This window comes from Marinobacterium sedimentorum, assembly GCF_024267675.1.
Taxonomy (GTDB): domain Bacteria; phylum Pseudomonadota; class Gammaproteobacteria; order Pseudomonadales; family Balneatricaceae; genus Marinobacterium_A; species Marinobacterium_A sedimentorum.
Genome location: NZ_JALDYX010000001.1, coordinates 493,531 through 505,143, shown reverse-complemented (window position 1 = coordinate 505,143; position 11,613 = coordinate 493,531). Strand labels below are relative to the sequence as shown.

Genomic DNA, 11,613 nt, shown 5'->3' with positions numbered 1-11,613 from the left:
TCAACGCAGGAGAACGATAACAATGCACAAGATGGTATTTCTCGACCGTTCCACCATCGCCCCGCAGATTCGCCTGCGCAGCCCGGCCTTCGAGCATGGGCTGATTCAGCACGCGAGCACCCGACCCGATGAGGTGGTGGAGCGGCTTGCCGGCGCCACGATCGCCATCACCAACAAGGTGCCGTTGCGGGCCGAGACGCTGCGACAGCTTCCTGAGCTGCGGCTGATCGCCGTTGCTGCGACCGGCACCGACTGCGTCGACAAGGCGTTCTGTCAGCAGCGGGGTATTGCCGTCGTCAATATCCGCGGTTATTCGGTCAATACCGTGCCGGAGCACACCTTCGCGCTGATGCTCGCCTTGCGTCGCAATATCGTCGCCTACCGCGATGATGTGCTCGCCGGTGAATGGCAGAAATCCGGGCAGTTCTGTTTCTTTAACCATTCGATCCACGACCTGGCCGGCGCCCGTCTCGGGATTATCGGCGAAGGGGCGCTGGGGCAGCGTGTGGCCGACATTGCACGTGCCTTTGGCATGCTTCCGCTGTTCGCGACGCACAAGGGCAAGAGCGGCTACGGCCGGCTCTACACGCCCTGGGACGAGGTGCTGGCGACGAGCAACATCATCACGCTGCACAGCCCGCTGACCCCTGCAACCCGCGGCATGATTGGGCTGGACGAATTCCGCGCGATGCAACGCCGACCGCTGATTATCAATACCGCCCGGGGCGGCCTCGTGGTGGAGGAAGACCTGGTCACCGCGCTCGATGAAGGCTTTATCAGCGGTGCCGGCTTCGATGTCACCGAGAGTGAACCCCCGGCCGTGGACAGTCCGCTGATGCTCATCGCCGGGCGTCCCAACGTGATTCTAACACCGCACGTTGCCTGGGCCTCCGACGAGGCCCAGCAGGCACTCGCCGATCAGCTGATGGACAATATCGACAATTTCGTGCGAGGTGAGCCGACAAACCTGGTGGGAGGATCCTACTAAACAGTCTGTTTTTGGTACGGAATGGAGTGCGCTCAGGCCAGCCCTTCAAAATGCCAGGCGCTGGTCTGTCGGTAGACATCGCCCGGGGCCAGCGCAATGGACGGGAAGGCCTCATGGTGCGGCGCGTCGGGCCAGCGCTGGGCTTCCAGGGCCAGGCCGGCATGGGGGCCGTAGGGCGCCTTGCTGAGCGTGTGCTGTGCCGGTGCGCTGATGTGACCGCCATCATAGAGCTGCAGGCCGGGTTCGGTGCTGTGCAGCTCCAGGCTGACCCCGGATTTGGGGCTGAACAGGCTGGCGATACGGCGCAGTGGCTGCACCTGCCGGGCCAGGCAGAAGTTGTGGTCATAGCCTGGGTGCGGCTCTGCGCTGCGTAGCGGTCGTGCGGTACGAAAATCAAAGCGCGTGCCCTGGACGGGGGCGATCTCGCCGCTGGGAATCAGCTCGGCATCGACCGGCAGGTAATGGTCGGCATCGATCTGCAGCTGGTGATCCAGTATGTCGGCGCTGCCATCGAGATTGAAATAGCTGTGGTGGGCGATATTGCACAGGGTTGGCGCGTCGGTGACGGCCTCGATGTCCAGCTGCAGTGTCGCCGGCGCACTGATGCGATAGGTCAGGCGTACATCCAGGTTGCCAGGAAAGCCCATATGGCCATCGGCCAGGCTCAGGCCGAGCGTGATCTGCGCCTCGTCCGCCTCAATGATGTGCCACAGCAGGGTGTCCATGCCGTTGGCACCGCCGTGCAGCAGGTGTTTTTCGGCGCCCTGCAGCGCAAATGCATGGTCGCTGCCATTGATGCTGGCGCGGCCACCGGCGATGCGGTTGGCCACGCGCCCGACATTGGCGCCGAAGCAGCGCATGCTGTCCTGGTAGGGGGCAAACCGGTCGGCGCCCAGCACCAGCGGGTGCGCAATGCCGTCCAGTCGCAGATCCTGCACGCTGGCGCCGTAGGTCAGAATGGCTGCGCGCAGGCGGCCGGATCGCAGCCAGTGGCGATGCACTGGCTGGCCGGTTTTCAGGTAACCAAAAATTTCTGTTTTCACCACATTCGCCACCGTTGCGAGGGATCTTGCAGGGGATGAGCCCGGCATTTCGACAGTGCGCTGCGGGCACTACGACTGTAATTCCGGGAACTGCCAGAGGTCGGCCTGTTCACCGATTCTGCGGGCCGTTTCGAGCAGGTCCGGCTTGAATTTTTCCAGTGTCTGCAGCGTATAGCGTTGCGTGGAGGTCGCAATGGACAGGCCCCCGAGCACCCTGTTGCCGCCGGAAAGTATGGGAGCGGCAATGCAGATGATATTGGGCTCGTGCTCCTCGCGGTCGAATGCCACGCCTTCCCTGCGTATGGTGTCCAGTTCGGCGCCCAGCGCTGCGGCAGAAGTGAGCGTGTGGGCTGTGTAGGCATGGTAGGCCTGCTGTGACAGGCACTGTGCACGACGGGCATCGTCCAGAAAGGCCAGCATGGCCTTGCCCACCCCGGTGCAATAGCCCGGTCCTATCTTGCCGGCATCGGAAAACATGCGCAGCGGCGCGGCCGGGTTGCGCTTGTCGACATAGAGCACCTGGCCGTGATCGAGCTGGGCCAGATGCACGGTCTCGCCGACCCGCTGCGACAGCGCATCCAGCAGCGGCCGTGCTATGGGCGCCAGGGATGACTGCTGCCAGGCGGCATGGGCCAGCTTTACCAGCCGTACACCCAGACTGTAGACCTGGCGGTCCGTATCGTAGCTGAGCATGCCCTGGCTGGTCAGGGTCTGCAGCAGGCGGTAGAGCGTGGCCTTGGGGTGTTCGCTGTCGGCCAGCAAGTCGCTGAAGCGTACCGGGTGACCGATAGCGGCTACCTGATCCAGCAAATCCAGCGCCTTACCGACCGTGCCATCACTGTTTTTAGCGGCTGTCATCCAGGCGTCCTCATTTTTTCATTGTGCCAAACTGTGTAATCAGCGTTGACAAACATAGGCTGAATCCCGCATATTTTCAATAGTTGGTACGTTGTTCCAATATATGGAACCAATATCAGGTCTAAACGACACAAGAATAGGGTGATGTGACGGCCGTTTACAGGCATTTGGCCGCTAGTGTCCGGGTAAATCGCATTCCCAGCGGCCCGCAGGGGTCTTGAAGGTAAAAAATTATGACAACCAAGAAAATGCGCCGCTCCCAGGCCTGGTACGGCAAACTCGACCGTGACGGCTTCATGTGCCTTAAAGAGCACCTGGTACCGCTGGACATCGTGGACGCCACGCTGTTTCTGGCCTCCAAAGCCAGCCGGATGATGACCGGTCAGACCCGGGTCGTCGACGGCGCCCTAGTGGTGACCGGATGAGCATCACCGATAAAAGCACCGATAGCACTACCGATAAAAGAGCAGACTGGATCGCCGTTGACTGGGGTACCAGCCGGATGCGCGCCTGGGCCATGACGGACGGCGGTGAAACCCTCGCCAGCGCCAGCAGCGACAAGGGCATGGGCAGCCTGGCGCCGCACCAGTTTGAAGCGGCCCTGCTGGCCGACATCGGCGACTGGCTGAGCGCGGGCCGCACCACCCCGGTGGTTGCCTGTGGCATGGTGGGTGCCCGTCAGGGCTGGAAGGAAGCGGCTTACAGGGCGGTGCCCTGTAAGCCGGCCCCAGAGCTGATGAGTGTGCCCGTGACTGACGACCGCATCGCGGTGTACCTGTGTCCCGGGCTCAAGCAGCAGGTGCCCGCCGATGTGATGCGCGGCGAAGAAACCCAGGTGGCCGGCCTGCTGGCCGCTCACCCCGGTTTTGAAGGGGTCGTCTGCCTGCCGGGGACCCATAGCAAGTGGGCGCGGGTGATTGACGGCCAGCTAAGCAGGTTCCAGACCTTCATGACCGGCGAGCTCTATGCGCTGCTGGCAACCCAGTCGGTGTTGCGCCACTCCGTTGGCGCCGAGGGCTGGGATGATGTCGCCTTTGCCAGCGCGATTGCAATCGCGCTGCAGAGCCCGGCTGCGGTTTCGGGGCGGCTATTCTCGCTGCGCGCCGAAGCCCTGCTGGCCGACCTTGCGCCCGAGTCCGCCCGGGCGCGGCTGTCCGGGTACCTGATCGGGCTCGAGCTGGCGGCAGCCAGAGCCTACTGGGGCGGGCAGTCGGTGGCCATCATAGGCGCGTCGGCGCTGGGACGGCACTATGCAACGGCGTTGCAGCTGCTGGATGCACGCAGTGAGATTCACGATGGCGAGGCACTGACCCTCAAGGGACTGCACGCCGCCTATCAGCAGATCACCGGAGTTTAAGATGCCAGAACGCGAACTGATTGCAATATTACGGGGTATTCAGCCCCATGAAGCCGAGGCCATTGCCGGCGCCCTGATCGAGGTTGGTATTACCAAGATTGAAGTGCCGCTCAACTCGCCGCAGCCGCTGGACAGTATTTCCCGCATGGTGCGCGCCTTTAAGGGCCTGGCGACATTCGGGGCCGGTACTGTGCTGAGCTGTGATGATGTTGATGCCGTGGCACAGACTGGTGCCCAAATGATCATTTCCCCCAACTGTAATCTGGATGTTATCCGCGCCACCAAGGAGAAGGGCATGCTGTCCTATCCCGGCGTATTTACGCCCAGCGAGTGCTTCGCGGCTCTGGCCTGCGGTGCCGATGGTCTGAAATTTTTCCCGGCCTCGATCATAGGCCCGTCCGGTGTGGCGGCGATGCGGGCGGTGCTGCCGGCGGCGGTACCGGTGTATGCCGTGGGCGGCGCCAGCGCCGACAACTTTGCCCAGTGGATCGCTGCCGGCGCCCAGGGCTTTGGCATAGGGTCGGCGCTCTACAAGCCAGGTCGCAGTGTCGCGAAGGTGCGGGCGCTGGCGCTGGAAATGGTCGAAGCCTATGACCGGGCAATCGCGTCATGATGCAGGTCTATGACAATACCGTCTGCGGTCTGGGTGAAGGGCTCCTGTGGCATCCGCTGCGCGGGCAGCTGTTCTGGTTTGATATCACCGGCAGGACGCTCTATTGCCGCGATGGAATAGAGTTGCAGCAGTGGCATTTTGACGAGTGTGTCTCGGCGGCAGGCTGGGTCGATCGCGATACGCTGCTGATCGCCAGTGAAACGGCGCTGTTGCGCTTTGATCTTGTGAGTGGCGCCCGGACACCGCTGGTAGCGCTGGACGCCGACAACGGGCTGACACGTTCCAATGATGGTCGCGCAGACCCCTTCGGCGGCTTCTGGATCGGTACCATGGGCAAGCAGGGTGAGCGAGGGGCCGGCGCCATCTACCGCTATTACCGCGGCGAACTGCGCTTGCTGGTCGATAATGTCTCCATCACCAATGCCATCTGCTTTGCGCCGGACAAGAGCTGTGCCTACTACGCCGATACGGCGGAGCAGATTGTCTGGCGTCAGCCGCTGGAGCCGCTGCATGGCTGGCCTGTGGGCGAGCGGCAGCTGCTGCTTGATCTGCGCGGGGAGGATCTGAATCCAGACGGCGCTGTCTGTGATGCCGCTGGCAATCTGTGGATCGCCCAGTGGGGCGCTGCGCGTGTTGCCCAGTATTCCCCGGCAGGCGAGTTTCTCCAGGCGGTTGCGGCGCCCACGCAGCATGTCACCTGCCCCGCCTTCGCCGGCCCCGGCCTGAACCGGCTCTATGTCACCTCGGCGACCCAGGGCCTCTCGGCGGCTCAGATCGTCGCAGAGCCTGCCGGCCAGACACTGTTTATTGATACCGATACCAGGGGCCTGGCTGAATACCCCGTCATTTTGGAGTAGCAGCCTGAGGCGCATCCGCGGCGTTGATGTTTGATGACAAATCGGTCTGGTGCTGGTGGATCCAGCCCCTGAGTTGGGTGCCGCTCTTGCGGTTAAATCAAATGGGGTTAAAGCCAGACGCGCTCGGGGGCTTGCAGCGGCTGCGGGCTGTGATTCTGCGGTGGCACCAGCTCGGGTGGGCAGGCGCTGGACTGGGGCAGGAGCGGGCTGGACTCGGTCCCGGGACTGGACTGCCGTCTGTCCGTTGTGCTCCAGTCGCTCAGAGCCCGATTGTGTGATTCTTGCGTTGGCATCAGATACTGCATGCGCAACAAGGCTCCGTGATCGGAATTGACCGGATCACGACTGTCGTGACCCGGTGAATCCAGCGGGTCGCAAACGAACGTATTGGCCTGTGCGACGGCGCTGAGCGCGAGGCTCAGAAGCAGCAGTGCCGGAGTCAGGTATCTTTTCATCACTCTGTTCATGGCGTTGCAGGTTTTAACCCTGTTCTTGCAGTCTAGACGCGATGCCCCAGGTTCAGGCGGCCTGTTGCCAGCGGTCGGCTCTCGGCGAAATGCAGGCGCCTGCTGCAGGTCGCTGCAGCGGCAGGGCTCTGACACGCAGCAGAACATGCAGTTTTTTCAGTAATGTTGCAAACATATTAGGGTCCCGGTCGTCCTGATGCGAGGGGTGAGCACGGTTTTAGCCGGCCCTCGCGAGGGATTGGCGAATCAAAAAAAAACGGCCCGGCGGGGCCGTAAAGGAATGTTCGTCTGGGGCTATCAGCTCTTGTCGCGCTCGCCGCCGTGGTGACCATGGTGTTCCATCTTGTCCATGCGTTTTTGGGTTATTTCTGCGAGTTTCTTTTCCTGTTCATCGGTGAGGATGTCCTGCATGGCCTGGTGTTTGGCCTGGCGTTCACGAATCTGCTCGCCGAGCTGCTGCTGTGCCTGTTCGATCAGGCCGTCGAGGCGCTGATTGTAGTCGGCAGCGGTTGTGTCCAGTTCGCGGATCTGACGCTGCAGATCACGTTTCTCGTCCCTGCTGGCCCTGCGCTCGGCGGGTTCGTCCATCAGTTCCTTCACCTGGGCGCGCTGTTCGTCACTCAGTCCGAGTTCTTCGCTCATGTGTTCAAAGCGTTTCTCCTGGTGGCGCTGCTGCCGCTCGCCATTGTCGTCGCCCTTGCCGTGGGCCATTGCCAGTCCGCTTGCGGTGCCGGCCAGAGCCAGGGTGGTCAGAACTATCATCATGGGCTTGCGCATGGGGTCTCTCCTGCTGTGTTTGATATGACGCGTTTTGATGAGTCCAGTATCCGGTATTGGCCTGCAAACTTGGGTTACGGCACTGTAAAGTTAGGTAAAGGCTCAGTGCGTATCGGGTGGCGGCGGTATCATGGGGCCTGAATAACGGGGGCCGGAATGAAAGAACGACTGCTGCTGGTGGATGACGACGTTGAGCTGTGCGAGCTGCTGGGCGACTATCTGCGTCACGAAGGGTATGAAATTGACTGTGCCCATAACGCGCGTGAAGCGCTGGTACGGCTGGAGGGGAATCACCCTTATAGCCTGATGGTGCTGGATGTAATGATGCCGGGCCAGAGTGGTCTTGAGCTGCTGCAGCAGATGCGCCCGCGGGTGCAGCTGCCGGTGATCATGCTGACGGGCCGGGGTGAGGAGATCGACCGTATTCTGGGCCTCGAAATGGGCGCCGATGATTATCTGGGGAAACCCTGCAATCCGCGCGAGCTGCTGGCGCGCATCCGGGCCATTCGCCGGCGCAGTGAAGTGCCGGCGCAGCAGACGGAGTTCCCGCAGCGGCCGATCGAACTGCACGGGATCCGCCTGGACCCGGGCCAGCGGGAAGTGCGGGTGGCGGGCGAAGTGGTGGAATTGACCTCCGCCGAATTCAACGTGCTGGCCTATCTGCTGCATAACGCCGGTCGGGTGATGTCAAAGGCGGAGCTGACCGAGCGGGTACTGCACCGTCCGCTCACGGCCTATGATCGCGCCATCGATGTGCACGTGAGCCGCTTGCGGCAAAAACTGCAGCGTGGCGGCGATAGCCAGGAGCTGATCAAGACATTGCGCGGTGAAGGTTACCTGCTGGTGCTGGAGGCCGGATGAAGTGGTATCGCAGTCTGTACTGGAAGATCTTCCTGGCCATCTGGCTCAGCAGCGTGCTGGTGATCCTGGCCACGGTGGTGATTGTCGGCAGCATGTCGCACCATGAACGTGATGCTGAGGTGCAGGAGACCCGTGCCCGGGCCCTGGCCGAGCGCATGCTGGAGCGCTACGAGGAAGGTCATGAACTGGAGCGGCTGCGGCGCAAGTTATCCCGCGGCGGTCCCGGCATGCGCATTGTTGAGCTGAGCAGCAATGAGCGGGTATTTGATTCCCTGCCCAAGCGCGGACCCGGTGCCAAGCCTGTTCTGAACTTCGAGCTGGTGTCCGAGTCCGGGCGCAGCTACCGCGTGCAGGTTGGCGCCTGGCCGCAGCGGGAGCAGTTCGGTCGTTTCCTCGGCTTGCTGGTGTCGGTGCAGATAGTGCTGATACTGCTGGTGTCGGCGCTGACCAGCCTGGTGTTGACCTGGCTGGTGGTGCGGCCGCTAAAACGCCTGCGGCTGCATACAAGGGCCTTGGCCCAGGGTGATCTGGCGGTACGCAGTGATCAGAAACTGAGCACCCGGGGTGATGAGATCGGCGAACTGGCGCGGGAGTTCGATACCATGGCGGACTATGTCGAGCGCACCCTGGGAGCCAGTCAGCGGCTGATGCAGGATGTATCCCACGAACTGCGTGCGCCCCTGGCGCGCCTGCAGGCCGCGGCCGGGCTGTTGGAGCAGCGCCTGGGCGAGACGGATCCCCTGTTACAGCGGCTTAATCGTGAGTGCGGTCGAATCGATCGCCTGATTACCGAAATTCTCTCGCTGTCGCGCCTCGAGGCGCTGGAGCCGGGGACCGATGCCTTCAGCGTGCAGCAGCTGGTGACGGAACTGAGGGAGGATATCCACTTTCAGCAGCCTGAACGCAGACTGTCCTTTGATGTGCCGAGAAGCTGCCGGGTGCGGGGCAATCGCCAATTGCTGGAACGTGCGCTCAGCAATGTATTCAATAACGCCCTCAAGCATACGCCCGCGGGTACGGCGATTGAACTGAATCACGCCGTCGTTGGCGGCCTGCACGAGCTGCGGATTCGGGATCATGGCCCGGGTGTGCCGTCTGATTCCCTGGAGCAGCTGTTTGATCCATTCTTCCGTCAGCGTAGCGGCGTCGATGCCGAAGCTGATGGCTATGGCCTGGGGCTGAGCATTGCGCGCCGTGCGCTGCGCATTCTGGGGGGCAGCATCGAAGCGCGCAATCACCCCGGGGGCGGGCTGGAGCTGCTGATTCGCCTGCCCCAGGCTTGAGCCGTCAGAGGTTCAGGCCGGGCGGCAGAGTGGCCGGCATATCGAGCTGCTCCGCCTCCTGGGACGCTACCGGATAGGCGCAGTAGTCTGCCGCATACCAGGCGCTGGGCCTGTGATTGCCACTGCGGCCTATGCCTCCAAAGGGCAGGCCGCTGCTGGCGCCGGTGAGCGGGCGATTCCAGTTGACGATACCGGCGCGGATGCGCTGCAAAAACCGCTGATACTGCTGTGCGTCGCTGCTGAACAGGCCCGCGCTCAGGCCGAAGGCCGTGGCATTGGCCAGATCCAGCGCCTGATCGAAGCTGTCGTAGCGGATGATCTGCAGCAGCGGGCCGAAATATTCCCTGTCTGGCAGGTCGCGTACGGCGCTGACATCAATCAGCCCCGGCGACAGCAGGCCGGTACGGGGGCGCAGCTGGCTCATGGACACAAGCACCCGGGCGCCGAGCTGCACCAGCTCGTGCTGGGCCTGCAACAGCTGCTGTGCCGCCTGCTCACTGATCAGCGCACCCATAAAGGGCTGTGGCTGCTGGTTGTAGGGCCCCACCTGAATATCCAGCACGGCCAGGCGCAACTGTTCGATAAAGGCATCGCCGCTGCGCCCCCTTGGCACCAGCAGCTTGCGGGCACAGGTACAGCGCTGGCCCGCGCTCAGATAGGCCGACTGAATGGTCATCAGCACTGCGGCGCGCAGGTCCGGGGTGTCGGCCACGATCAGCGGATTGTTGCCACCCATCTCCAGCGCCAGAATCTTTTCCGGATGGCCTGCGAACTGCTGGTGCAGGTAACTGCCGGTATCGGCGCTGCCGGTAAAGAACAGGCCATCGAGCCCGGGGTGAGCGGCCAGGGCCTGGCCGGTGCTGCGCCCGCCCTGCAGCAGGTTGAGCACGCCATCCGGCAGGTCGGCCTTCTGCCAGAAGTGCATGCAGAGTTCCGCCACCCGGGGCGTCAGCTCGCTGGGTTTGAACAGCAGGGTGTTGCCCGCCAGCAGCGCCGGAATGATGTGCCCGTTGGGCAGGTGGCCGGGGAAGTTGTACGGGCCAAACACCGCCACCACGCCGTGGGGATGATGCCGCAGCGTTGAGGTGATGCCATTGCCGTGCTGGCGCTTTTCGCCGCTGCGTTCCAGCGCCGCCTGAATCGAGATGTCGGCCTTACCGATCATGGCGGCCACTTCGGTGGCGGCTTCCCATTGCGGCTTGCCGGTTTCCTGGCCAATGGTGTCGGTGAGCAGGTCGCGGTGCTGTTGCAGCTGGCTGACGAATCGGCGCACCAGGGTGGCGCGCTGCTCAAAGGTCATCAGGCGCCAATGCTCAAAGGCGTCGCGGGCCGCCACAACCGCGTCGTTAACCTGTTCATTGCTGGCGGCGCGCCCGCGCCAGATGCGCTGGCCGTTTCCCGGGTTGAAGGATTCCATGTCGGCGTCGTCACCACGACACCACTGGCCATTGATAAACAGGGAGGCGGGTTCGCTCATTCGGACTGTCTCGCTTTGATGGGGACTATGCGCAGCGGATCACCGTTTGAGACCCGCAGTGCTTCAGCCAGCTGGTGGCTGATCTGGGCAGCACTGCCCTCGGGTTGCAGGGGCGCGACTGTGCAGCGAAAGTCTTCCAGCAGGGTGTTGCTTATCAGGTAGAGGTGGTCACTCCTGGATGGGGTGTCGCTGATCCTTGCCTTGACGTAACGGCTGTCGCGTACGCTGCGAATGTCGTTGAGGCGGGTCGCGACTGTGGGGCCGGCGTCGAAGATGTCGATATAGCCCTCAAAGCGAAAGCCTTCGTTTTCCAGCATGCGCTTGGCAGGCTCCGTATTACGGTGCACCTGGCCGATCACCCGTTGCGCATCCTTTGGTAGCAGATGCAGATAGATGGTGTGCTTGGGCATGAGCTCGGCGATAAAGACCTTGTTGCCGGAGCCTGTGAGGTAATCCGCCTGGGAATATTCCATGGAAAAAAAGTGCCGTCCCAGGCCGTCCCAGAAGGGCGAACGGCCCCTGTCATCGGAGTAGCCGCGCATCTCGGCGATGACCCGCTCGGAAAAGCGTTCCGGGTACTCGGCCATGAACATGAAACGGCTCTTGGAGAGCAGATTGCCGTTGCTGCCCTTGCGAAAGTCGGGTTTCAGGTACAGGGTGCAGACCTCGGCGCAACCTGTGTAGTCGTTGCACAGATCCAGGGTGCGGAAATTGTTGTAAACGTTCAGCTCGCGGGAAGCATGGACGACGGTGCCGATACGGTAGTGATACCAGGGCTCGTTCAGGCCGACGGCGGTTTCGATGCCGCTGGTGCCGATCACCTGGCCGCTGGCAAGGTCCTCCATGACGAACAGGTAGCCCTGGCTGCCGTCCAGGGCGGGTTCCTGTTGCAGCGTCTGGCGGGTACGTTCGATCTTGGCCTGCAACAGTTCGCGGTTGTCCGGCAGAGAGGTAAAGCCGGGCCCGGACTCCCTGGCGATGTCACACAACACATCCAGATCGCTCTCGCGGATCGGCCTCATTATGATCATG

The 11,613-nt window shown here is 62.6% G+C and carries 13 protein-coding genes; 7 read left to right on the top strand and 6 right to left on the bottom strand.

Annotated elements, in window-relative coordinates; translation table 11 throughout:
* The first annotated feature begins 22 nt into the window (after positions 1–22).
* Positions 23–988, top strand: a complete 966-nt coding sequence (locus tag MRS74_RS02290; protein WP_254578648.1) for a D-2-hydroxyacid dehydrogenase — start codon at positions 23–25, stop codon at positions 986–988.
* 32 nt (positions 989–1,020) lie between these two features.
* Here the strand turns inward: MRS74_RS02290 and MRS74_RS02285 are convergent, their stop codons facing one another.
* Complete coding sequence (locus MRS74_RS02285; protein WP_254578647.1) at positions 1,021–2,031, bottom strand: aldose epimerase family protein; 1,011 nt, start codon at positions 2,029–2,031, stop codon at positions 1,021–1,023.
* Between the two features lie 69 nt (positions 2,032–2,100).
* On the bottom strand, positions 2,101–2,889 hold the full coding sequence (locus tag MRS74_RS02280) for an IclR family transcriptional regulator (RefSeq protein WP_254578646.1): 789 nt from the start codon (positions 2,887–2,889) through the stop codon (positions 2,101–2,103).
* Positions 2,890–3,122: 233 nt separating this feature from the next.
* On the opposite strand from MRS74_RS02280, the gene MRS74_RS02275 reads away from it, so the two are divergent.
* Genes MRS74_RS02275 through MRS74_RS02260 form a run of 4 tightly spaced genes read left to right on the top strand, consistent with a single transcriptional unit; the run spans position 3,123 to position 5,716 of the window.
* Positions 3,123–3,314 (top strand): hypothetical protein, encoded by a 192-nt coding sequence (locus MRS74_RS02275; RefSeq protein WP_254578645.1) that lies wholly within the window; start codon positions 3,123–3,125, stop codon positions 3,312–3,314.
* On the top strand, positions 3,311–4,246 hold the full coding sequence (locus MRS74_RS02270; protein ID WP_254578644.1) for a 2-dehydro-3-deoxygalactonokinase: 936 nt from the start codon (positions 3,311–3,313) through the stop codon (positions 4,244–4,246). The genes MRS74_RS02275 and MRS74_RS02270 overlap by 4 nt, the downstream gene beginning before the upstream one ends.
* Before the next feature lies 1 nt (position 4,247).
* Positions 4,248–4,859, top strand: coding sequence for a 2-dehydro-3-deoxy-6-phosphogalactonate aldolase (locus MRS74_RS02265; RefSeq protein ID WP_254578643.1), 612 nt, complete (start codon positions 4,248–4,250; stop codon positions 4,857–4,859).
* Positions 4,856–5,716, top strand: coding sequence for an SMP-30/gluconolactonase/LRE family protein (locus MRS74_RS02260; RefSeq protein ID WP_254578642.1), 861 nt, complete (start codon positions 4,856–4,858; stop codon positions 5,714–5,716). Before MRS74_RS02265 ends, MRS74_RS02260 begins: the two co-directional genes overlap by 4 nt.
* A gap of 107 nt (positions 5,717–5,823) precedes the next feature.
* Here MRS74_RS02260 and MRS74_RS02255 read toward each other — a convergent pair whose 3' ends face one another.
* Positions 5,824–6,171, bottom strand: coding sequence for a hypothetical protein (locus MRS74_RS02255; protein WP_254578641.1), 348 nt, complete (start codon positions 6,169–6,171; stop codon positions 5,824–5,826).
* Positions 6,172–6,480: 309 nt separating this feature from the next.
* A complete protein-coding gene (locus tag MRS74_RS02250; protein WP_254578640.1) occupies positions 6,481–6,960 on the bottom strand; it encodes a Spy/CpxP family protein refolding chaperone in 480 nt (159 codons plus the stop codon).
* A 156-nt stretch (positions 6,961–7,116) separates the two neighbouring features.
* Here MRS74_RS02250 and MRS74_RS02245 point away from each other — a divergent pair, with 156 nt between their 5' ends.
* A complete protein-coding gene (locus MRS74_RS02245; RefSeq protein ID WP_254578639.1) occupies positions 7,117–7,821 on the top strand; it encodes a response regulator transcription factor in 705 nt (234 codons plus the stop codon).
* Positions 7,818–9,104, top strand: a complete 1,287-nt coding sequence (locus tag MRS74_RS02240) for an ATP-binding protein (protein WP_254578638.1) — start codon at positions 7,818–7,820, stop codon at positions 9,102–9,104. Before MRS74_RS02245 ends, MRS74_RS02240 begins: the two co-directional genes overlap by 4 nt.
* A 4-nt stretch (positions 9,105–9,108) precedes the next feature.
* Here the strand turns inward: MRS74_RS02240 and astD are convergent, their stop codons facing one another.
* The gene (gene astD, locus MRS74_RS02235) at positions 9,109–10,581 is read right to left on the bottom strand and encodes a succinylglutamate-semialdehyde dehydrogenase (RefSeq protein WP_254578637.1); all 1,473 of its coding nucleotides are present in this window, start codon (positions 10,579–10,581) and stop codon (positions 9,109–9,111) included.
* The gene (gene astA, locus MRS74_RS02230) at positions 10,578–11,612 is read right to left on the bottom strand and encodes an arginine N-succinyltransferase (protein WP_254578636.1); all 1,035 of its coding nucleotides are present in this window, start codon (positions 11,610–11,612) and stop codon (positions 10,578–10,580) included. The genes astD and astA overlap by 4 nt, the downstream gene beginning before the upstream one ends.
* Position 11,613 lies beyond the last annotated feature (1 nt).

Excerpts from the sequence above, each read along its gene's own strand:
- MRS74_RS02280 (WP_254578646.1), bottom strand. The coding sequence starts at position 2,889 with ATGACAGCCGCTAAAAACAGTGATGGCACGGTCGGTAAGGCGCTGGAT.
- MRS74_RS02240 (WP_254578638.1), top strand. The coding sequence starts at position 7,818 with ATGAAGTGGTATCGCAGTCTGTACTGGAAGATCTTCCTGGCCATCTGG.
- astA (WP_254578636.1), bottom strand. The coding sequence starts at position 11,612 with ATGATCATAATGAGGCCGATCCGCGAGAGCGATCTGGATGTGTTGTGT.
- astD (WP_254578637.1), bottom strand. The coding sequence starts at position 10,581 with ATGAGCGAACCCGCCTCCCTGTTTATCAATGGCCAGTGGTGTCGTGGT.
- MRS74_RS02260 (WP_254578642.1), top strand. The coding sequence starts at position 4,856 with ATGATGCAGGTCTATGACAATACCGTCTGCGGTCTGGGTGAAGGGCTC.
- MRS74_RS02270 (WP_254578644.1), top strand. The coding sequence starts at position 3,311 with ATGAGCATCACCGATAAAAGCACCGATAGCACTACCGATAAAAGAGCA.
- MRS74_RS02255 (WP_254578641.1), bottom strand. The coding sequence starts at position 6,171 with ATGAAAAGATACCTGACTCCGGCACTGCTGCTTCTGAGCCTCGCGCTC.
- MRS74_RS02245 (WP_254578639.1), top strand. The coding sequence starts at position 7,117 with ATGAAAGAACGACTGCTGCTGGTGGATGACGACGTTGAGCTGTGCGAG.
- MRS74_RS02250 (WP_254578640.1), bottom strand. The coding sequence starts at position 6,960 with ATGCGCAAGCCCATGATGATAGTTCTGACCACCCTGGCTCTGGCCGGC.
- MRS74_RS02275 (WP_254578645.1), top strand. The coding sequence starts at position 3,123 with ATGACAACCAAGAAAATGCGCCGCTCCCAGGCCTGGTACGGCAAACTC.
- MRS74_RS02265 (WP_254578643.1), top strand. The coding sequence starts at position 4,248 with ATGCCAGAACGCGAACTGATTGCAATATTACGGGGTATTCAGCCCCAT.
- MRS74_RS02290 (WP_254578648.1), top strand. The coding sequence starts at position 23 with ATGCACAAGATGGTATTTCTCGACCGTTCCACCATCGCCCCGCAGATT.